The 20,647-nt window shown below is 63.0% G+C and carries 16 protein-coding genes; 11 read left to right on the top strand and 5 right to left on the bottom strand.

Annotation, left to right across the window (positions count from 1 at the left end; all coding sequences use genetic code 11):
- Nucleotides 1-6 precede the first annotated feature (6 nt).
- Nucleotides 7-1,023 (bottom strand): NAD-dependent epimerase, encoded by a 1,017-nt coding sequence (locus ACQR1D_RS09005; RefSeq protein ID WP_316218704.1) that lies wholly within the window; start codon nucleotides 1,021-1,023, stop codon nucleotides 7-9.
- Between the two features lie 10 nt (nucleotides 1,024-1,033).
- On the bottom strand, nucleotides 1,034-2,317 hold the full coding sequence (locus ACQR1D_RS09000; protein WP_315805309.1) for a nucleotide sugar dehydrogenase: 1,284 nt from the start codon (nucleotides 2,315-2,317) through the stop codon (nucleotides 1,034-1,036).
- A 188-nt stretch (nucleotides 2,318-2,505) separates the two neighbouring features.
- Between ACQR1D_RS09000 and ACQR1D_RS08995 the strand changes: the two genes are divergently transcribed.
- On the top strand, nucleotides 2,506-3,468 hold the full coding sequence (locus tag ACQR1D_RS08995) for a lysylphosphatidylglycerol synthase transmembrane domain-containing protein (protein ID WP_315805308.1): 963 nt from the start codon (nucleotides 2,506-2,508) through the stop codon (nucleotides 3,466-3,468).
- Between the two features lie 102 nt (nucleotides 3,469-3,570).
- Here the strand turns inward: ACQR1D_RS08995 and asnB are convergent, their stop codons facing one another.
- The 3 genes from asnB to ACQR1D_RS08980 form a co-directional block, all read right to left on the bottom strand.
- Nucleotides 3,571-5,541 carry an asparagine synthase (glutamine-hydrolyzing) gene (asnB, locus tag ACQR1D_RS08990; protein ID WP_434837825.1) on the bottom strand — a complete coding sequence of 657 codons (1,971 nt, stop codon included), beginning with the start codon at nucleotides 5,539-5,541 and terminating at the stop codon, nucleotides 3,571-3,573.
- A 38-nt stretch (nucleotides 5,542-5,579) separates the two neighbouring features.
- Nucleotides 5,580-7,538 (bottom strand): TIGR04372 family glycosyltransferase, encoded by a 1,959-nt coding sequence (locus ACQR1D_RS08985; RefSeq protein WP_434837824.1) that lies wholly within the window; start codon nucleotides 7,536-7,538, stop codon nucleotides 5,580-5,582.
- 423 nt (nucleotides 7,539-7,961) lie between these two features.
- On the bottom strand, nucleotides 7,962-9,023 hold the full coding sequence (locus ACQR1D_RS08980) for a hypothetical protein (protein ID WP_434837823.1): 1,062 nt from the start codon (nucleotides 9,021-9,023) through the stop codon (nucleotides 7,962-7,964).
- Nucleotides 9,024-9,474: 451 nt separating this feature from the next.
- Between ACQR1D_RS08980 and ACQR1D_RS08975 the strand changes: the two genes are divergently transcribed.
- From ACQR1D_RS08975 to ACQR1D_RS08930, 10 genes are all read left to right on the top strand, one after another.
- Nucleotides 9,475-10,977 carry an MBOAT family O-acyltransferase gene (locus ACQR1D_RS08975; RefSeq protein ID WP_316218700.1) on the top strand — a complete coding sequence of 501 codons (1,503 nt, stop codon included), beginning with the start codon at nucleotides 9,475-9,477 and terminating at the stop codon, nucleotides 10,975-10,977.
- Between the two features lie 67 nt (nucleotides 10,978-11,044).
- Complete coding sequence (locus ACQR1D_RS08970; protein WP_316218699.1) at nucleotides 11,045-12,181, top strand: hydrolase; 1,137 nt, start codon at nucleotides 11,045-11,047, stop codon at nucleotides 12,179-12,181.
- 146 nt (nucleotides 12,182-12,327) lie between these two features.
- Entirely contained in the window at nucleotides 12,328-13,461 is a 1,134-nt protein-coding gene (locus ACQR1D_RS08965) for a hypothetical protein (protein ID WP_316218698.1), read from the top strand.
- Between the two features lie 487 nt (nucleotides 13,462-13,948).
- Nucleotides 13,949-15,436, top strand: coding sequence for a PfkB family carbohydrate kinase (locus ACQR1D_RS08960; RefSeq protein WP_410051472.1), 1,488 nt, complete (start codon nucleotides 13,949-13,951; stop codon nucleotides 15,434-15,436).
- A gap of 9 nt (nucleotides 15,437-15,445) precedes the next feature.
- A complete protein-coding gene (locus ACQR1D_RS08955; RefSeq protein WP_316218697.1) occupies nucleotides 15,446-16,168 on the top strand; it encodes a nucleotidyltransferase family protein in 723 nt (240 codons plus the stop codon).
- Nucleotides 16,169-16,276: 108 nt separating this feature from the next.
- Complete coding sequence (locus ACQR1D_RS08950) at nucleotides 16,277-17,215, top strand: NAD-dependent epimerase/dehydratase family protein (RefSeq protein WP_257170486.1); 939 nt, start codon at nucleotides 16,277-16,279, stop codon at nucleotides 17,213-17,215.
- A complete protein-coding gene (locus tag ACQR1D_RS08945) occupies nucleotides 17,212-17,820 on the top strand; it encodes an SIS domain-containing protein (protein WP_316183390.1) in 609 nt (202 codons plus the stop codon). The genes ACQR1D_RS08950 and ACQR1D_RS08945 overlap by 4 nt, the downstream gene beginning before the upstream one ends.
- A gap of 12 nt (nucleotides 17,821-17,832) precedes the next feature.
- Nucleotides 17,833-18,831, top strand: coding sequence for an NAD-dependent epimerase/dehydratase family protein (locus ACQR1D_RS08940; protein ID WP_316183389.1), 999 nt, complete (start codon nucleotides 17,833-17,835; stop codon nucleotides 18,829-18,831).
- A gap of 45 nt (nucleotides 18,832-18,876) precedes the next feature.
- Nucleotides 18,877-19,725 (top strand): transketolase, encoded by an 849-nt coding sequence (locus ACQR1D_RS08935; RefSeq protein WP_316183388.1) that lies wholly within the window; start codon nucleotides 18,877-18,879, stop codon nucleotides 19,723-19,725.
- The gene (locus tag ACQR1D_RS08930) at nucleotides 19,722-20,645 is read left to right on the top strand and encodes a transketolase family protein (RefSeq protein WP_316183387.1); all 924 of its coding nucleotides are present in this window, start codon (nucleotides 19,722-19,724) and stop codon (nucleotides 20,643-20,645) included. Before ACQR1D_RS08935 ends, ACQR1D_RS08930 begins: the two co-directional genes overlap by 4 nt.
- The last annotated feature ends 2 nt before the right edge of the window (nucleotides 20,646-20,647 follow it).

Below are 20,647 nucleotides of genomic sequence, written 5' to 3'. Positions count from 1 at the left end.
AATCCGTCAAATCCCGTGATACTCGCGGTACCATTTTGCAAAACGCCCAATGCCGTCGGCGATCGAGGTCGCCGGCCGGAAGCCGATGTCGCGCTCGAGGTCGCTGACATCCGCGTAGGTCGCCTCGACGTCGCCGGGCTGCATCGGCAGCATCTCCCTGATGGCTGGCCGCCCGAACTCCTTCTCCAGCAGCGTTATCACGTCCATCAGCTGTTCGGGATGATTGTTGCCGATATTGTAAATCCGCCATGGCGCCCGGCTGCTCGACGGATCGGGCCTGTTTCCGTCCCAATCCGGGTTTCCCTGTGGCGGCCGGCCGAGCAGGCGGACGATGGCCTGCACGATGTCGTCGACATAGGTAAAATCACGCCGCATGCGGCCATGATTGAACAGCTTGACCGGCTGTCCGGCGAGGATGGCCTTGGCGAAGATGAACATGGCCATGTCGGGCCGGCCCCAGGGACCGTAGACCGTGAAGAAGCGCAGACCGGTCGCCGGCAGCCGGTACAGATGGCTGTAGGAATGCGCCATCAGCTCGTTGGCCTTCTTGCTCGCCGCATAAAGGCTGATCGGATGATCAACATTGTCCCTGACCGAGAACGGCAGCTTGGTGTTGGCGCCATAGACCGATGAGGACGAGGCGAACAGCAGATGCTCGCAGCCATGATGGCGGCAGCCTTCGAGGACGTTGATGAAGCCTTCGAGATTGGCGTCGACATAGGCGTGCGGATTTTCCAGCGAGTAGCGCACGCCGGCCTGGGCGGCGAGATGCACCACGGCTGGAAAGCGATGCTGAGCGAACAACGCCTTGATGCCGGCGCGGTCGACCAGATCGAGCTTGTGGAAGGTGAAGCCGGGCTGCCTCTTGAGAATGTCGAGACGCGCTTCCTTCAGCTTCGGATCGTAGTAGGCGTTGACGTTGTCGATGCCGATCACCTGGCGTCCGTCGGCGAGCAACCGCTGCGACAGGTGAAATCCGATGAACCCGGCGGCGCCGGTCACGAGGATGGGATGATCAGCCATGGTCGCTCCGTCAGGGTCGCCACAGTTCGATGGCGGCGGGTTTGCTCGCGCGGTCGAGCTTCATCTTCACGTCGAGCACGAGGCCGCTCTCCTCGCGCAGCAGGCCCTGTACGAGAGGCCAGCCTCCGGCGAGATATCGATCGTGCGACACGGCCAGCACGACCGCGTCGGCCGGACGCAGCGACTCGATCGCCGTCAGGCCGATGCCGTACTCCTCATGCACGGCCGCAGCATCGGCCAGTGGATCGGCGACCTGCACCTCGACGCCGAACGACTGCAATTCGCTGATGATGTCGATCACGCGCGAATTGCGGATGTCCGGCACGTTCTCCTTGAACGTCATGCCGAGAATGGTGACGAGGCCACCCCGGCCCTTCCGCCGCAGCAAGCCGCGGATGCATTCGCGCGCGATGCGCCGGCCCATCTCGTCGTTGATGCGGCGGCCCGCCAGAATGACCTCGGGATGATAGCCCGCCTTCTCGGCGCGGTAGGTGAGGTAGTAGGGATCGACGCCGATGCAGTGACCGCCGACGAGGCCGGGCGTGAACGGCAGGAAGTTCCACTTGGTGGCGGCGGCGGCGAGCACGTCACCGGTATCGATCTCCAGTGCCTGGAAGATCAGCGACAGCTCGTTCATGAACGCGATGTTGAGGTCGCGCTGGGTGTTCTCGATCACCTTGGCCGCCTCGGCGACCTTGATCGAGGGCGCGCGATGGATGCCAGCGGTGACGACCGAGCCGTAGACGGCGGCGACGATCGCGAGCGTCTGCGGATTCTGTGCCGAGACCACCTTGGTGATGGTCTCGAAGCGATGCGTCTTGTCACCGGGATTGATGCGCTCCGGCGAATAGCCGACGTTGAAATCCGTCCCCGCCTTCAGCCCCGAGCTGCTCTCCAGCAGCGGGACGCAGTCTTCCTCGACGGCGCCCGGGTATACGGTCGACTCGTAGACGACGATGTCGCCGCGCTTCAGAACGGCTCCCACCGTGCGCGTCGCGGCCAGCATGGCGCCGAGATCGGGCCGCCTTGCGTTGTCGATCGGGGTCGGAACGGTGACGATGAAAAAATCGGCAGTCGCGATATCATCCGGCTCGCTGGTGAAGCGCAGGCCCGGCCGGCGCAGATCGGCCGCATCGACCTCGCAGGTCCGGTCCCTTGCGTCCTTCAGCTCCGCGACCCGGACCGCATCGATATCGAACCCGATCGCCGGGCAGCCTGCCCGCGCGAACGCAGCCGCGACCGGCAGGCCGACATAGCCAAGGCCTATCACCGCAATCTTCCGGCCATGAGACATAAATTGATATTCCGGTCGTTTCGGAGGCCATTGACGCCACCCCTGCGACTGTTTAGCCACCGGGGCATCAGGACCGCAAGGGGCGGCTACGGCTCCCCCTGGACCCGGGGTCCAGCCTTGCCAGGACGGGAGTTGCGCGTATCGCACTCGGCTTGGAGCGTTTCAACCAAGAGCGAAGCCAGCCTGGCATGCGTGCGTTTTTGATTCTTCTCCTCCGGATCGTGGTGTCGCTGGCTCTGCTGTATCTCGCTCTGCGCGGGATCAACTTTGCGGCGATCCGTGAGCGGCTCAGCCAGATCAACATCGGCTGGATCGGACTGGCGGTGGCCATCACGCTGGTGCAGATCTTCATCGGTGCCCTGCGGTGGCGCGAGATCTCGGCGCTGTGCGGCGCGCCGCTGACGGACATGCAGGCGTTCCGCTACAACATGATCGGCGCCTTCTTCAATCAGACCCTGCCGTCCTCGATCGGCGGCGACGCCGTGCGTCTGTGGCTGATCGGGCGCACCGGCGCCGGCTGGCGCGCAGCCAGCTACTCGATCCTGACCGACCGCGCCGTCGGCTTCATTGCGCTGGCACTGATCATCGTCGCGAGCCTGCCGTGGAGCTATGGCATGATCGCCGACGAGCACGGGCGGCTGGCCCTGGTGCTGGTCGACGCGGCGGCGCTGGCCGCCGGCGTCGGCTTCCTCACCATCGGCTATCTGCCGGCCAAATGGATGAAGGCGTGGTGGCCGACGCGGCACGTCTATGCCTGCTCGGTGATCGCGAACAAGGTGATCTTCGGCCCAGGCACCGCTGCGAAGATCGCCGTGCTGTCGCTGTCGATCCATGTGCTGGCGGTCGTCATCGCCTGGTGCGCCGTGCGCTCCATCGCGGCGCCCGCCGCGTTCGAACAACTGTTCCTTCTGACCCCGCCGATCATGCTGATCACGATGCTGCCGATCTCGATCGCAGGCTGGGGCGTGCGCGAGGCGACGATGATGGTCGCGTTCGGCTATGCCGGCCTGGCGCCTGCCGACGGCACCGTCGTCTCGATCCTGTTCGGCGCGGTCTACTTCATCGTCGGCGGCATGGGTGGGCTGGTGTGGATCCTCAGCGCCGAAAAGGGCGCCGGCCGCCTGGCGGTTCCCGCTACGGTCGAAGACTGACCTGGATCATGATGCGATTCCAAGGAATCGCATCATGATCTCATCTCTTTGTTTGAGCATGATCTTTTCGGAAAACCGGTTTCCACTTTTCCGGATCATGCTCTAAGCGGCGCGCGCCCATTCGTCGTGCCAAGCTTGCGCCATCAGCACGTTCCACAGCCAATAGGAATGATTATGGCGGCGGCTGACGTGCTCGTCGAACATGCGCGTCACCCGCACCGGATCGAACAGACCCTGCCGCCTCAGCCGCTCCGGCGACAGCAGATCCGATGCCCAGGATTTCAACGGCCCGCGCAGCCACGCGTCGAGCGGAATGCTGAACCCCGTCTTCGGCCGATCGATCATCTCAGCCGGCACGTGGCGATACAGCACCTGCCGAACCAGCCATTTGCCGCGGCCGTCCCGCACCTTCATGCCGGAAGGCACCTTGGCCGAGAACTCGACGACGTCCTTGTCGAGGAACGGCACGCGCGTCTCCAGCGCCACGGCCATCGCCGCGCGATCGACCTTCTGCAGGATGTCGTCGCTGAGATAGCTGAGGGAATCCGCCAGGGTCATGCGGTCGAGCGGATCGAGCTTCGCCGCAAGCTGCCGCATCTCGTTCCCCGCCCAACTCTCCCGCTCCGTGCCGCCCACCACCGTCCCGGCCGGATCCTGATCGACCGAGCACAGCGCCCGGTAGAGGCCATCAAAGCCGTCGGCGGCAATGACGCGGCCGAGCTTGGCGACCTGATCACCGGCATGCCGAACCTTCAGTCGAGCCGGCAACAGCGGCTGCAGCGCCCTGAGGACCGTATCGGCCGGCTCCGGAGCAATCGCGCCGAGCACGACACCGATCGCGCGCCGCAGCGGCATCGGCACACGGCCCAGGCGCGCCTGCAGCGTGCCGCCCCAGACATGCCTGTTGTAGCCGCCGAACAGCTCGTCGCCCGCGTCACCTGACAATGCGACGGTCACGTGCCGGCGCGCGAGCTGAGCGACCAGATGCGTCGGGATCTGCGAGGAGTCGGCGAACGGCTCGTCATAGATCCGCGGCAGCTTCGGTACCACGTCCATCGCGGTCCGCGCATCGACATACAGCTCGGTATGATCGGTACCGAGATGCAGGGCGACCCTGCGGGCATCCTGGGCCTCGTTGTAGCCGCCCTCGGCAAAACCGATGCTGAAGGTGCGGACCGGCTGGCCCGACTGCGCCTGCATCAAGGCCACGATGGTCGATGAATCGACGCCACCGGACAGGAACGCGCCGAGCGGCACGTCCGACAGGCACTGCCGCTTCACGGCGGCCGACAGCAACTGCTCCAGCCGATCGACGGCCTCGCGCTCGTCGGCAATGCGATCGCCCTGGGCGGCGACAACGCGATCGCGCAGCGACCAATAGGATTGCGGCACCGGCCAACTGTCGGGAGCCGCATCCGCCGAGAAGCGCACGAACGACGCCGGGGGCAGCTTGCGGATGCCGGTCCAGATCGTGGCGGGCGCAGGCACGTAGGAATAGCGCATGAACGCCGTGAGCGCCGCGCGGTCGAGCGACGGCGCCCAGGTGGGATGCGCCGCCAGCGCCTTCAGCTCGGAGCCGAACACCAGATCGGCGCCGCTCCAGCCGTAGAACAGCGGCTTCTCGCCGAAGCGGTCGCGCGCCAGGATCAATTGCCGAGTCTCGGCGTCCCAGAGCCCGACGACGAACATGCCGATCAGGCGCTGAAGCGCCGGCTCAACGCCCCATCGGCTGATCGCGGCGAGCAGCGTTTCGGTGTCGGAATGACCGCGCCAATTCGGTGCGGCGCCGGCGGCCTCCAGCTCGGCACGGACATCGAGATGGTTGTAGATCTCGCCGTTGAAGGTGACGGTGTAGCGTCCGCAGGCACCGTGCATTGGCTGCGCCCCGGCCTCGGAGAGATCGAGGATCGCCAGACGGCGATGTCCGAAGGCAACTCCCCTCGCAGCACTGATCCAACTGCCGGACGCATCGGGGCCGCGATGCGCCAGCGCCGCCGTCATCCGTTCGACGATCCCGGCCAGTTGGGCCTCGTCGGCTCCGCCGGGGCGAAACAGGCCGGCTATGCCGCACATGGTGTCATCTCCGCCGCTTCGTCCCCCCTCTGCATGGCTCAGTCACCCTCACCGGTGTCGTGCAGCAACTCCGTCTCATGATTGGCCAGGAAACCGAGGCTCGGACGGCTGGTGCCATAGTAATAGGGCAGCTCCAGCGCGCGCCTCCAGCGCGACAACAGTCGCGCGCCATCGTGACCAGCTTCGAATTCGGCCAACCGACCGTCGGCGACGGCCAGGACCTCGTCCGCCGTGTGGCGGATGTCGTCCGCCGAGTTGGTCTCCGGATGCGCACCGCTCCGGCCCAGCACGGCCGCGTCGAACACGCGCCAACGCCAGGGCGACGTTGTCAGTTGGTGCTGCGTCAGCGCGGCGCCGTCTGCCAGTCTGACGGGCTTGAGGGCAAAACGGACGTTGCTGTTCCAGAGCTGGGCGTCGGTCGTGATCGCATTCACGATCGCACAGGGAATGCCGAAACTGACAGCGACATTCGTCAACCCGGACGTCGTCCCGATGAAGGCGTGGGCGTGGCGGATCAGGTGGATGTCCATCGGCTCCGATCTAAATTCGCCGAGCGCATAATCGATCGTGCGCGCCATCGGCGGAAGCCTCGGCGAGTTCGGACCACCGAGTTTGATGACCCATCCGCCACGGGCGGTGATCAGGCGAATGGCGTCCAACGACGTTTCGATCGGCGCGTTGCGATGGGTCTGCCCTGTGCCCATGAACTCGAAATAATGCGCCGCGTCCCGGGTGTGCAGGCACACATACCAGTCGTCGGGCTTCATGCCGTACCTGGAACGGAACGCGTCGAAGCGAGCCGTTGCCGCTGCCGCCTCGCTCCGATCGTAGGCATCACGCAACGGATGCCCTCTTCCTTCGCGCTCCCATTGCTCGATGGCGATCGCACCCGCATCTTGCCAGGGAACGACCCGCCCATCCGGCAGCCTGAAGGCGTTGAAGTTCAACCCGCACCATCGCTGCAAGGACAGCAGTTCCTCACCCAGTCGCTCCGATACCGTTTCGCCGATCACCACGACCTTGCCGAAACTTTCAAACAGCTTGAAGAAGACCGCGTTGGCGATGCTATCGGGACGGACGACGATCACGGCTTCGCCTGACCACCAGCCCAGCGCTCGCATCCGAAACAGAATGTCGAGCATGCCCAGATGGCCGATCTGCGTCGCCCATTCCTCAGGAACGAGCCGCAACGTATCGAAGGTGACGCCGAGCCGGTCGAGCAGACGCTTCAACTCATCAGAAAGCGGTGGCGGCGATGCCCGCAGTTCCTGCTGCGCATCCAAAGCGCGCTCGTACAACCGAATTGCAATCTCGCCGCGACCGACATGCATCACACGCTGGCCCGTGAAGTTGCACAGGTCGAACAGCCGGCCTCGAGCGCCGCAGAGGAAATCGAGGCTGTTCGGGACATAATACGGTGAATTCCGAGCCGCGATATTCTGGTGGGGACGGAGAAAATGCAGGCTGCTCCGACACGCCCAGAACATCGCGTCGAGCGCCGCCGCGTCATCCCCTCCGATCACGTCGACCATGGCCTTGTAGAAGGCGAGATCGACCATCGCTTCGAGCTGTTCGGGCTTCGCTCCTGCCGCGGCATCGCGCGCTTCCGAAAACTCGCCCAGCTCGAACAAGGATCGAACCAGCGCGTATCTGGTCTCCGCATCATCGAACGCCAAGGTTTCGCGGCCGACAGTCCCGGCCGCCTCGCGATAGGCGCCGATGCTGCTCAGGGCTTGAATCGAAGGGCCGGGGAAATATCGGCTGAGAGCCGTCGAAAAACGAAACTCCGGCCGAGCTGCAAGATGCGACGTCACATAGGGAAAATACGCCTGAGCCAGGCGCCGCCGGAGTGGAAGTCTCGCGGCGAAAGCGATGACCAGACCAAGGAACACCGCGCGTCGCGGCAGCAGGTTGAGGGTCGCTCCGACTATGACGAAGACCTGGTAGACAATCCGTCGGCGGCCGCCGCGCATCGGCCTTTGCTTTTGCAGTTTCATACGACCAAGTTCCACACAACCTTGAAATCCCGGATTCCGCGCGTTCGGATCAAGGCGGAGCCTGGACGACCGGCCGTTCAAGTCGCCTGCGCGCCAAGGATCACGTCTCGGGATGAGGACAGTACGCTCGCCGGGTCCAATGCGAGAATTCCCCGTGCAGACATCGCCGCCGCAAATGCCAACCAAGGATTGAGCCGATTGGATCGCAGCTATAACAGAGGTGCCGGGAATTTTCCAAGCCGAACATGGGGATGAACGCAAGCAAAACTGGACGAAATGAGAATTCAGAATTCTAAGCCCCGGTGGCGATTAGTCTCGGGGAGCCCCACCTTGAGCGAGGGCCCTCGATGGCTCGGACGAAGCGTGTCGGACGAACCCGCGTGGAGCCGGCGGCTCCTTGGCTGGAATTCAGCAACATCGGCATCATTTGCCGTCGCCAGTTCCGACTGGAAATGCCCGTTTGAAAGCCGCCGTCTTGACGATCTCGCGAGCGAGATAGCTCGTAAAGACTTGCGCGCCGTGCCTGTCCAAATGGCCGCCGCCGTCGATCGTCGTCAGGCCATCGAATGGCGGCGCGATCAGTTCGATGTTCAATTCCTTCGCCAGCTCTGCCGCCTGCTGGACGCAGGACTGGCTGTGCGGGACCAGTGTGAGCACGACCTCTCCGCCCACCTCGTGGAGAAATCTCTTCGCATAGTCGACAATCGCGGGGGTCGTATGACAGTCCGGATCACGGGCCGATAGCATCGGCTTGTTGCCCGCGGCGACATAGCCCGGATTGGCATCCAGCCCCATGTCGCCGTCCGTGATGTTGCGATAGAGGCCGGTGGGCGAAAAATGGCCATTCTGATAGGCCGCAACGAGGTCCTCGATGCGCCAATGCAGATTGCGGCCGATCACCGTCAGGTACCCCCGCATTCGGTTGCGCTGGACGGCGGCGATGGGCTGCTTCTGCGGACCAAGAGTGACGCTGAGATCGTTGCTGAAAAAGTGCACGAACTGATCGTCGGCATTGATGACCCACAAACGCGGACGGATTTTCCAGCGCTGGATCACGAGCCGCGAGAACTCCCCGCCGCGAATGCCCACGAAGGCCATGTTGTAGATCCCCAATCGACCGAGCACCGGTGATTGCGCGAGCGTCTGCCGGTCTACCGCATAGCTGACGAAGGACGGGCCGAGAAAGACGAGATCGGCCTGCTTTGCGGCTTCGACCGATCCTCCCAGATTGCTGTAGAAGATATCCTGGTCCTGGATCTGCGGAATGCTGCGGCCGCCGAAATCACGATACCAGTTGGTGTCGCCTTCCCGTGGAATCTGCAGCAGCCCATCACGCAACGTCCACACGTCCGACGAAAAGAGCGACAGACCGAGCGAAAACGCGAGCGCGGCCGCCACGCCGACAATTCCGACTGCGATGAGATAGCGCCCGAATCCGCCCGGTTCAGCTGACTTTTCCGGTGCAGACCGGCCGACTGTCGACATGACGCAATTCCCGCTCGATAGGTTGTCTCGGTGGGTGTCGTGGCAGCTGCTTCGGCTCCGACAACGAGAGTCTAGACACGACGTCAGCCGGTGGAACAGAGGGCTTTCCACTCCTCCCCAGCTTGCTTTGCGCGCGAGAGCGCAGACCTATCGAGATGTCATCGGCATGGTCCATCGAGGGGTTTCTTGGCCGCGGCGGTCATCGGCGAGAGTGATTGCGCGAAACCCCATCATGGCATCATTGGATTGGCGTCGTTGGTCGAGTTGAGCTGCCATAGCAGAAGAATCATTGATCGAAAAGTGTCCGCCCCATTCGAGAGGCTGGTCCACGTCGCTGTCGTCAGGGGGCGACATCCCCCGAAATTCGCATCGCGAGAGGTGCACCCAACTTGGCAGCGCCCTCAATCATTGATAAAGCAGCGCAATATGCAGCAACATCAAGAAACTTGTTATGCTCTTCACGCAGTTTGAGTTTCTGTTTCTGTTCCTGCCGGTGACCCTGGTCGGTTATTTTCTGCTGGCTCGCTTTTTCGCCGCCCCTGTCGTGCGCCTCAGCTGGCTCGCCGCGGCGTCGCTGACCTTCTACAGCTATTGGGACATTCACTTCCTCCCGGTCATCCTGGTCTCCATCGTCTTCAATTACACGATGGGTCTGCTGATTGCCGGACAGACCGGAAAGCTCCGAACCGGCCTGTTTTCCGCGGCCATCACGCTCAACCTGGCCGCGCTCGCGTTCTACAAATATACGAATTTCGGCATCCAGATCCTCAATGCGATCACCGCGTCGAAACACCCCTCGCTCGCGATCGTTCTCCCGCTCGGCATTTCGTTCTTCACCTTCACCCAGATCGCCTACCTCGCCGACGTCTATGGCGGTTATTCCGACGAACGAAGCTTCGTGAAATACGGCCTGTTCGTCACGTATTTCCCGCATCTGGTCGCCGGCCCGATCCTCCATCACCGCGAGATGATGCCGCAATTCGGCTCGGAGGAGAGCCGACGGATTTCCATCGAGAAGGTCGCGGTCGGCCTCACGATTCTGACCATTGGACTTTTCAAGAAGTCGTTCATCGCGGACGGGTTCGGCCTGATCGCGAATCCCGTGTTCCAGGCCGCCAATTCGAGCCACCTTCACCTGATGGACGCCTGGGGCGGCGCCCTCGCCTACTCGCTGCAGATCTATTTCGATTTCTCGGGCTACTCCGACATGGCGATCGGCATCTCGATCATGTTCGGGATCCGGCTGCCTTTCAACTTCGATTCCCCCTACAAGTCGCTGAGCATCGTCGAATTCTGGCGCCGTTGGCATATCTCACTGTCGCGCTTCCTGCGCGACTATCTCTACATCCCGCTTGGCGGCAACCGCTACGGCGAGCACCGGAGAAACGCCAACCTCTTCGCCACCATGCTGCTCGGCGGTCTCTGGCATGGCGCGGGTTTCACCTTCATCATCTGGGGCGCGCTGCACGGGCTGTTTCTGATCGTCAATCATCGCTGGAGCAAATTCGTCGCGCAGCGACCGGGCCTCACCCGCCTGTCGGCGACCGCCTGGTATACGGTGGCGGCGCTCTTGTTGACACAGTTCGTCGTGGTTCTGGCATGGGTTTTCTTCCGGGCCGACAATCCGAATGCCGCGGTCAGGCTCATCAAGGGAATGCTCGCCCTGTCCAACCCGGAGAAGATCACGGCAACGAACCTCGTCGATCCGCGCCTCATGATCGCGATCCTGGCAGGCTATGTTGCCTGTTTCACCCTGCCCAACGTGAACGCGATGTTCGAGCGTTGGAAGGTTGGGCTGGAAACCTATCACAACCCTCGTCCCTGGAGCATTCTGAACCTGAAGTGGCGGCCGTCCCTGCCGTGGGCCATCGGAACCTCCATCGCGCTCGTGGCGGCGGTCTTGATGAACATCATTGCCGGCGATACCTCCCAGTTCCTCTACTTCCAATTCTGAACTATCATCGCGTGCGCGGCAGCGCCTTGCGCTGATCTCAATGAGCATGGATTCAGACGATAGCTGCATGGATGATCACCCGCGGCCACCGCCTTCAGCGCAGTCGATAGATTGCACGCGGCGCTACGTCACGACGGTGCTGGCGACCTCCGCGTTGGCCGGTTACCTGCTTCCCACGGCTCTTTTTCAACTCGCCCGACCATTCGGCGCGACGAGAACGCTGCATGAACTAGCGGAATCGCAGCGAAAGAACCCAGAACAGATCGTGCTGCCCTTTGATCTGCGCTACAACGCAGCGTTCAAGCTGGCGAGGCTCGAGCACGAGCGTCCCGAAGTCATCTGGATCAGTTCGTCGCGCGCGGGTGCGTTTCGTGCAGCCCATTTTGCTCCGTACAGCTTCTACAATCTCTCGTTCACGGCTTGGACGACCGACCAGATGGTTGAACTGTTCGAGCGCGCCACACGGCAAGCACCTCCCCGAGTTGCCATTCTCTCACTGGATCATTTCCTGTTCGCGGAGCGGTGGGAAGAATGGTTCGCTCTTCCTAGAAAGATGCATTATGACTTTGCGCTTGCCTATGTGAGATCGAGCGTTTTGGATTTCGCGCGTACCGCAGCGCGGAATCCGACGCCGTTCCGGAACTACTCTAGCGCTCCGACGGCCTTCGTCGGCACCCAGTCCATCGTTCACGAAGAAGGCTTCCGCAGCGACGGGTCCTACGTCTATTCGCCGGCACATATCGCCGACGCGCGCTCACGCTATTTGAATGCCGAAACGCTCGCCGGGAGCCTTCCTCGCGCGCCGGGCGTGTCGCCGCGGCTGGAACAGCCGATTGCTCGCCTCGCCAAAATCGCAAAGTCTCGCGAGGTAAAGCTCATCGGCGTTCAATTGCCGTTCATTCGGGCCGGCGTTGATCTTCTTGATCGCGAACAGAGCGGTCCTCAGGGGTTCGGTGCTTGGCGAGAGTTCGCGAGCAAGGAGACCCGAGACTGGCTGCAGGAGATAGGAATCCGCTTCTTCGATCTGGCGCGTCTAACGCTGGAGCATGAAACGGTCAGTTTCGTGGACGCGTATCATCTGGCTGAGACCGGCGCCGCCCGGACGATGCTGCATCTACTGGACGACCCGGATTTTCGAGCCGAGTTTCCGAGAATCGACCCCGTAGAGATCCGGCGATCACTCGCTTCTTCAACGCAAACCTGAGCATCATACAACGTTCTTTGGGCACCGGCGGCTCAAGCGATCGTCGCAACACCAAGTTTTCACGGGGGCAGTCAGCGTCCGGATGTTGCTCGTTGGCAACCAAAATGGCCGCGCCTTGCGGGAGGAGACGGATTGGATACAAGACCGTGACCCGGTATATCGCGATAGTCATAACGCTGTTCGCTGCCGTGTTCGTGCCGCTCCTGGCGGCGCTGGAATGGGCCGGCTGGCGGCTGGGCGCCACGGTTCCGCTTTCAGTGATCGCAGCGGAGCAATCACGCAGCGACCGGCTCGTCTGGCTCGGGACGTTCAAGGACTATGCGGCTTACAAGCTGGAGCGAATCAGGCGAACTCGTCCTGAGATCTTGCTAGTAGGAAGCTCACGCTGTGGCCAGGCCCGCGAGCAGATGTTTCGTCCCTATCGCACCTACAATGCCTGCCTGACGGCTTGGCCTCTCGCGCAAATCGTGGATTTCGTCGATCGCGCGACCTCATCTACGAAACCTCGCGTCGTCGTCGTGGCGCTTGACTACTTCCTGTTCGACGATTCCCTTGCCGATGCCTGGAGAAAAGAACGCACGATGGATTTCGCGCAGGGGCTCGATGCGCACCGGCGAGAGTTGCACAGCGTTGTAGAGTTCTTGATCCGGACCGGCGGAAACTTCGAAGCAATCCGGTCCGCACTCTTTGTTCCGCAATTCGATCCTGTGGATAACAATAAACTGGTCGGACCAGAGGCAATTCGCGGGAAGTTCGGATTCCGCAACGACGGCTCGGTCATTGTGGCCCCACCCTATCGACGCGCGTCGGCCGAAACGATGTCCAATGGCGCTCAATACATCCTGTCGTTCTGGGGCACATCCCACCTCAGCGAACGGCAGTTCCTGGAAATCGACCGCTTGGTCCGACTGTCTCGCGAACGAGACTTCTCGGTGGTTGCGATCCAATATCCCTTCCTGGAAAGCGCGGCAGCCTTCCTCGATAACGATGAAGCCTACCGGCCCTATTCCGGGCACTGGCGCGAGATCAGGAGTCCACAGACCGTCGAAAGATTTGCGCAGCTTGGCATCCAGTTCTTCGATATGAGCCGCACCGAGATCTCGCGGGATTCCGGCAACTTCTTCGATCCTGCGCATCCCTCGGAAAGGGGCATGCTCAAGACCTACCTCGCCCTGCTGGACCGGCCCGAGTTCAGCAAGCTGTTTCCGCGGATCGACCGCAGCGCCTTGGCAGCCGATCTTGAAAAGGGACAGCACGAACAGTTCGATCTCTATCACTGAGGCATGCTGCGAGAGACTTGCGTCTCCGAGGCTTTTCCGCATAGCCCGCCCACCAGCGCGCCCCGCTGTTCGTCTTTTTTCGTCGGAGCATCCTCGGATCCATCCCCCGCCTGATTCGTGAGCACGGGCGTTCAGCATCGTCGTGAAAGGACGATGAGCACTCCGGAGCCGCGTTCCGATGCGACCGCACAACCGTAAGCTAACAGGACTGTTTGTGCTGCTGCGCACACCTGATAAAGAGACCATTGGAAATGATCGGCCGCAGGCCCCTCCATCGCTCCGATCGCGGGACCGCGCTTGTTTTTTCGCAACGAAATCAATGTCGAGCATGAAAGATGCAGATCGGAACGGGATTCGCGGTGCAGATGTGCCGGGCGACAGCGACGCTTTGCATCGGAGTCGCTCGGCCGGCGAATGACACGGTGGCCGATTGTCCGACCTCAGCCCGATCGAGCCGGAGGCGAATTCCTTGGATCAGGTGATCGATATGAGTGAGATGGATCTGGCCTGTCAGACGGTTCGCGCCTCCTGTGACTCCGGGCAGACGATTGCATTCGTGTCCGGCAATTTCAACGTCGTGCACCCCGGACATTTACGGCTTTTGAAGTTCGCTGCCGAGCAGGCCGACGTGCTGGTCGTGGGCGTCAATCCCGATTCGACGCCAGGCGTGACCCTGGCGCAGGACATGCGCCTCGAAAATGTGCGTTCCATCGCCTTTGTGCACCATGTCGTGCGCTTGGAAACGTCGGCGTCCGACTTCATCGCGCATCTGAAGCCGACCGTTGTCGTCAAGGGCAAGGAGTTCGAGGATCGCGCCAATCCAGAGCAGGAGGCCGTGGACGCCTATGGCGGACGGCTGATCTTCTCGTCCGGTGAATTGCGCTTTGCGTCGCTGTCGCTGCTGGAACGCGACGCCAACATCGACATCTCCACGGTCCGCAAGCCGCAGGAATTTCCAAGGCGCCACGGCTTCGAGATCGGGAATCTGAAGGACCTGCTCCGCAAGCTCTCCGGCATGCGAGTCGCCGTTATCGGCGACCTGATCGTCGACGAATATGTCACTTGCGATGCGGTCGGCATGTCCCAGGAAGATCCGACCATCGTCGTGACGCCGCTGATGACCCGTACCTTCGTCGGCGGCGCTGGCGCGGTTGCGGCCCATGCGCATGGCCTCGGCGCAGACGTGAAGTTCTTCACCCTTGTCGGCGACGATGAAGCGGCGCGGTTCGCCCGCAACACGCTGGAACAGCATGGCGTGAACTTCAACGCCTTCACCGACCAGAGCCGGCCGACCACGCGCAAGCAGCGTTTCCGGGCGCTCAACAAGACCTTGCTGCGGGTCAACCATCTGCGCCAGCACGCTTCCGACGCCGACCTGCAGCGGCAGATGCTGACCTCGGTCGAGCGCGCCTTGAAGACCTGCGATCTGCTGCTGTTCTCCTGCTTCAACTACGGCTGCCTGCCGCAGGATCTGGTCGACGCGATCGCCGATCGCGCCCGCGCCCAGGGCGTGATGATGGCGGCCGACAGCCAGGTGTCCTCGCAGACCGGCGACGTCTCGCGCTTCAAGGGCATGACCCTGCTGACGCCGACCGAGCGCGAGGCCCGCGTCGCGCTGAACGACTTCATTTCCGGTCTCGCCGTCATCAGCGAGCGCCTGGTCGAACGGGCCCGCACCAAGAACCTCGTGATCACGCTCGGCGCTGAGGGCGCGCTGATCAACACCATGGCCGAGGGCATCTTCACCTCCGACCGCCTGCCGGCGTTCAATCCGTCGCCGAAGGACGTCTCCGGCGCCGGCGACAGCTTCTTCATGGCCTGCTCGATGGGCCTGCGCGCGGGCGCCGATATCTGGCAGGCCTCCTATCTCGGATCGCTGGCGGCCGCGCTCCAGGTTTCCCGCGTCGGCAACCTGCCGTTGACGACGGCGGAGCTGGTGCGGGAAATCGACGAGACCGGATTCAGCCAGGAGTAGGATGTCGACATGCGTGCCCTCCTGCTCGCGGCGGGGATCGGAAGCCGGCTGCGCCCGCTGACCAATACGACGCCGAAATGCCTGGTGCGTGTGCACGACCGACCCTTGCTGGACTATTGGCTCGACCTCGTCTTCGAAGGCGGCATCGAGCGGGCGTTGCTGAACACGCACTGGCTCGCCGAGCAGGTCCGCGCGCACGTGGCGCAGTCGCGCTGGCGCGACCGGATCGATCTCGTTCACGAAGATGAACTGCTCGGGACCGGCGGCACCGTGCTTGCGAACCGCACCTGGTTCGGCGACCAGCCGTTCCTCGTGGCCCATGCCGACAATCTGACCGATTTCGACGTCGCAGGGCTGCTCGCCGCCCATCGCACCCGCCCTGACGGCTGCATCATGACGATGCTCGCGTTCCGGACCGACGATCCGAGCTCGTGCGGGATTCTCGAGCTGGATGCTCAGCACAGGGTGATCGCCTTCCACGAGAAGGTCAAAAATCCGCCTGGGAACCTCGCCAATGGCGCGGTCTACGTCTTCGATCCCGCCGTCATCGCCGACATCGCCGCGCTGGGAAAGCCGATCGTCGATCTCTCCACCGAAATCATCCCCAACTATTTGGGACGCATTTTGTGCGTGGAAACCAGCGGTTATCATCGGGATATCGGTAACCCGGAAAGCTTGCGCCGGGCCCATTTGGAGTTTAATCACGAACCGCGCCGTGGCGGGGACGCTTGACGGGCGATTTTCGCCGCTGGGCTGGTCGCCTTCCCCCGCCAATTTGTATAAAGGTGCGCGCGACGCGCCAGCCGGCGACACGACAGGCGAGCCACGGGGATTGCTCAGATGAAGATATTCGTGACCGGAGCGTGCGGCTACAAGGGCAGCGTGCTCGTGCCGAAGCTCCTGAAGGCCGGCCACAAGGTCGTCGCATTCGACATCATGTGGTTCGGCAACTTCCTCGATCCGCATCCGGATCTCACCGTCGTCCAGGGCGACGTGCGCAATCCCGACGCCATCGACCTCACCGGCGTCGATGCCATCATTCATCTCTCCAGCGTCGCCAATGATCCCTGCGGTGATCTCGATCCCAAGCTGACCTGGGAGATCTCCTGCCTCGCCACGATGCAGCTCGCCGATCGCGCCTACCGCCACGGCATCAAGCGCTTCATCTACGCGTCCTCCGGCAGCGTCTACGGCGTCAAGGAAGAGGAGCAGGTCACCGAGGATCTCGAGCTGCTGCCGATCTCGGAGTACAACAAGACCAAGATGTGCGGCGAGCGCATCGTGCTGTCCTACAAGGACGACATGGTGGTGCAGATCGTGCGTCCCGCCACCGTGTGCGGCTACTCCCCGCGCCAGCGGCTCGACGTTTCCGTCAACATGCTGACGATGCAGGCGCTGATGAACGGCCGCATCACGGTGTTCGGCGGCGACCAGACCCGCCCGAACATTCATATCGACGACATCACCGATCTTTATCTGTTCCTGCTCGATCATCCTGAGCACACCGGTGTCTACAATGCCGGCTTCGAGAACATCTCGATCCTCGACATCGCCAATCTGGTCACCAAGCACGTGCCGGCCGAGGTCATCGTGACGCCCTCGAACGATCCGCGCAGCTATCGCGTCAACTCCGATCGCCTGCTGGCGACCGGCTTCCGCCCGAAGAAGACGGTGGAGGACGCGATCAAGGAAATCATCGGCATGTACTCGCAAGGCCAGCTCAAGAACGAGGACCGCTGGTACAATCTGAAATGGATGGAGAAGGAGGTCGTGAAATGAACGTCCTGGCCTTCAAGACCCCCGGCAGCCTGTTCGCCGACTACACCAGCCGCTTCAGCACCGTGCTGAAGGATTTCGACTGGTCCCCCGTCGAGAAGCTCGCCTACGATCTGCGCGACTGCTGGCAGACCGGCCGCCAGGTGTTCTTCTGCGGCAATGGCGGCAGCGGCGGCAACGCCAACCATCTCGCCAACGACTTCCTCTACGCGCTGTCGAAGACGCCCGGCTCCGGCCTGCGCGTGCACTCGCTGTCGTCGAACCCGTCGGTGATCACCTGCCTCGCCAACGACGAAGGCTATGACCAGGTGTTTTCGCTGCAGCTCGCGGTGCTCGCGCGCAAGGGCGACGTGCTGATCACCTTCTCCGGCTCCGGCAACTCGCCGAACATCCTGAAGGCGCTCGAAGAGGGCAAGAAGCTCGGCATGACCAGCTATGCCGTACTCGGCTTCACCGGCGGCAAGGCCAAGGCGCTGGCCGACGTGCCGATCCATTTCGCGGTCGACGACATGCAGATCGCCGAGGACGCGCAGATGGTGATCGGCCACATGATCATGCAGTGGCTGTACGCCCAGCGCGGCGACATCATCACGACGCGCGAGGTCTGACGGGCAAGGACGATGGCTGCGAACGAAAAGTACCTGATCCTCGGCTCGAACTCCTTTTCGGGCGCAACCTTCGTCGACTTCCTGGCTGCCGCCGGTCACGACGTGATCGCGACCAGCCGCTCGGACGAGCCGCATGATGCGTTCCTGCCCTACAAATGGCAGAAGCGCCCAGGCAACGTGCGGTTCAAGCGCGTCGACCTCAACCACGATCTCGATGCGCTGAAGGCGCTGCTGGTGGCCGAGCGGCCGACCCATGTCGTGAACTTCGCGGCGCAGAGCATGGTCGGCGAGAGCTGGCTGTACCCGGACCACTGGATGATGACCAACGTCGTCTCCGCGGTCCGCCTGCACGACATCCTGCGCAACTATGACGGCCTCGATCGCTACGTTCATGTCACGACGCCGGAGGTCTACGGCTCGACCGAGGGCTGGGTGCGAGAGGACGCGCCGTTCAACCCGTCGACGCCCTATGCGGTGTCGCGCGCCGCCGGCGACATGAGCCTGCGGACCTATTTCGCCAACTACCAGTTCCCCGTGGTCTTCACCCGCGCGGCCAATGTCTACGGCCCGGGCCAGCAGCTCTACCGCATCGTGCCGCGCACCATCGTCGCCGCGATGACCGGGCAGAAGCTGCGGCTCGACGGCGGCGGAAAGTCGGTCCGCGTCTTCATCCACATGACCGACGTGTCGGACGCGACGGTCAAGATCGGCCGCAGCGGCAAGCTTGGCGAGACCTATCACATCTCCGGCTACGAGCTGGTGTCGATCCGCACGCTGGTCGAGATGATCCTCGCCCGGCTCGGCAAGAACTTCGAGGATTGCGTCGAGATCGGCCCCGAGCGGCCCGGCAAGGACACCGCCTACACGCTCGACAGCTTCAAGCTGCGCACCGAGCTCGGCTGGCGCGACACGTTCTCGCTGGAGCAAGGCATCGACGACGTCATCGCCTGGGCGCGACGCTTCGAGGATGTCATGGCCAAGCTGCCGACCAAGTACGAACATAAACCCTGATCGAGACCCCTGCGCTTTCAAACGAAAGCGCGACTGGAGAGCACGATGAACGTGGCAGTCCGGAACACCGCGGCCAAGCCCGACGTGGCCGCCCTGAAGGCGCAGGCCGCGAAGCTGCGCGGCAAGATCATCGAGATGTCGCACAAGGCGCAGGCCGCGCATCTCGCCTCCTCGCTGTCCTGCGCCGATGCGATGACCGCCGCCTATTGGCACGTCCTGAACATCGACCCGAAGAACCCGACCGATCCGCTGCGCGACCGCTTCATCCTCTCGAAGGGCCACGCCGCCGCGGCGCTGTTCGCGACCTTGGCGATGAAGGGCTACTTCCCGATCGAGGAGCTCGACACCTATTGCCAGGACGGCGGCCGGCTCGCCGAGCATCCGCCGGCGAACCTGCTGCCTGGCGTCGAGGCCGCCACCGGCTCGCTCGGCCACGGCCTGCCGCTCGGCTGCGGCATGGCGCTGGCCGGCCGCATCAAGGGCGAGACCTACCGCGTGTTCGCGCTGCTGTCCGACGGCGAGAACAACGAGGGCTCGGTGTGGGAAGCGGCGATGTTCGCCGCCGCCCAGAAGCTGGAAAACGTCTGCGTCGTGGTCGACTACAACAAGTGGCAGGCCACCGCGCGCTCCAACGAGACCCTGATGCTGGCGCCGCTGCGCGACAAATGGGCCGCCTTCGGCTGGGACGCGCACGAGATCGACGGCCATGACGTCGGCGCGCTGGCGGAGGCCATGCAGAACATCCCGAACGGCTCCGGCAAGCCGGTGGCGCTGATCGCCCATACCGTCAAGGGCAAGGGCGTGTCGTTCATGGAGGACGACAACAACTGGCATTACCGCGCCCCCACCGCTGAGGAAGTCGTCAAGTCGTTCAAGGAGCTCGGCCTGTCATGAGAAATGCTTTCGCCGACGAGCTGACCAAGCTCGGCAATGAGGACAGCCGCGTCGTGATGCTCTCGGGCGACATCGGCAACCGCCTGTTCGACAAGTTCAAGGACAAGCACCCGAGCCGCTTCTTCAACTGCGGCGTGGCCGAAGCGAACATGATGGGCGTCGCGGCTGGCATGGCCATGAACGGCCTGCGCCCGGTCGCCTACACCATCACCCCGTTCGTGACGACGCGCTGCCTGGAGCAGATCCGCACCGACGTCTGCTATCACGAGGCGCCGGTGACGATCGTCGCGGTCGGCGCCGGCCTCGCCTATTCCGGCCTCGGTCCGACCCATCACGCCTGCGAGGACATCTCGTTCCTGCGCTCGATCCCGAACATGGTCGTGATCTGCCCGGGCGATGCCTTCGAGGTCCGCGGCGCCCTGCGCGCGGCAATGCAGCAGGACCGGCCGGTCTACATCCGCATGGGCAAGAAGGGCGAGCCGGTCGTTCACAAGGGCCCCATCGCTGACTTCAAGATCGGCAAGGCGATCACGATCGAGGAAGGCTCGGACGTGTGCCTGCTCTCGACCGGCAACATGCTGCCCGAGGCGATCGAGGCCGGCCACAGACTGAAGGAAAAGGGCATCTCCGCCGAGGTCGTGAGCTTCCACACCGTGAAGCCGCTGGATGAGGACAAGCTCAAGCAGGCGTTCAGCCGCTTCAAGCTGGTTGCGACCATCGAGGAGCATTCGCTGATCGGCGGCTTCGGCGCTGCCGTGTCGGAATGGCTCGTCGATTCAGAGACATCGGCGAAGAAATTCCTGCGCTTCGGCACCCCGGATGCCTTCTTCAAGAAATCCGGTGAACAGGAATATGCCCGCGAGGTGCTCGGCCTGACCGGCCACCAGATCGCGGACAAAATCATCCACGCCTTGAGCTGAGA

Source organism: Bradyrhizobium sp. HKCCYLRH2047 (assembly GCF_051168175.1).
GTDB lineage: Bacteria > Pseudomonadota > Alphaproteobacteria > Rhizobiales > Xanthobacteraceae > Bradyrhizobium.
Note: the sequence above shows the minus strand (reverse complement) of the source record. Positions and strands in the feature narration are given on the sequence as shown.

Bases quoted from the DNA above. Each gene is read 5' to 3' on its own strand.
- ACQR1D_RS08975 (WP_316218700.1), top strand. From the start codon at position 9,475: ATGCTCTTCACGCAGTTTGAGTTTCTGTTTCTGTTCCTGCCGGTGACC.
- ACQR1D_RS08960 (WP_410051472.1), top strand. From the start codon at position 13,949: ATGAGTGAGATGGATCTGGCCTGTCAGACGGTTCGCGCCTCCTGTGAC.
- ACQR1D_RS08935 (WP_316183388.1), top strand. From the start codon at position 18,877: ATGAACGTGGCAGTCCGGAACACCGCGGCCAAGCCCGACGTGGCCGCC.
- ACQR1D_RS09005 (WP_316218704.1), bottom strand. From the start codon at position 1,023: ATGGCTGATCATCCCATCCTCGTGACCGGCGCCGCCGGGTTCATCGGA.
- ACQR1D_RS08950 (WP_257170486.1), top strand. From the start codon at position 16,277: ATGAAGATATTCGTGACCGGAGCGTGCGGCTACAAGGGCAGCGTGCTC.
- ACQR1D_RS08940 (WP_316183389.1), top strand. From the start codon at position 17,833: ATGGCTGCGAACGAAAAGTACCTGATCCTCGGCTCGAACTCCTTTTCG.
- ACQR1D_RS08945 (WP_316183390.1), top strand. From the start codon at position 17,212: ATGAACGTCCTGGCCTTCAAGACCCCCGGCAGCCTGTTCGCCGACTAC.
- ACQR1D_RS08930 (WP_316183387.1), top strand. From the start codon at position 19,722: ATGAGAAATGCTTTCGCCGACGAGCTGACCAAGCTCGGCAATGAGGAC.
- ACQR1D_RS08995 (WP_315805308.1), top strand. From the start codon at position 2,506: ATGCGTGCGTTTTTGATTCTTCTCCTCCGGATCGTGGTGTCGCTGGCT.
- ACQR1D_RS08985 (WP_434837824.1), bottom strand. From the start codon at position 7,538: ATGAAACTGCAAAAGCAAAGGCCGATGCGCGGCGGCCGCCGACGGATT.
- ACQR1D_RS08970 (WP_316218699.1), top strand. From the start codon at position 11,045: ATGGATGATCACCCGCGGCCACCGCCTTCAGCGCAGTCGATAGATTGC.
- ACQR1D_RS09000 (WP_315805309.1), bottom strand. From the start codon at position 2,317: ATGTCTCATGGCCGGAAGATTGCGGTGATAGGCCTTGGCTATGTCGGC.
- ACQR1D_RS08980 (WP_434837823.1), bottom strand. From the start codon at position 9,023: ATGTCGACAGTCGGCCGGTCTGCACCGGAAAAGTCAGCTGAACCGGGC.
- asnB (WP_434837825.1), bottom strand. From the start codon at position 5,541: ATGTGCGGCATAGCCGGCCTGTTTCGCCCCGGCGGAGCCGACGAGGCC.
- ACQR1D_RS08955 (WP_316218697.1), top strand. From the start codon at position 15,446: ATGCGTGCCCTCCTGCTCGCGGCGGGGATCGGAAGCCGGCTGCGCCCG.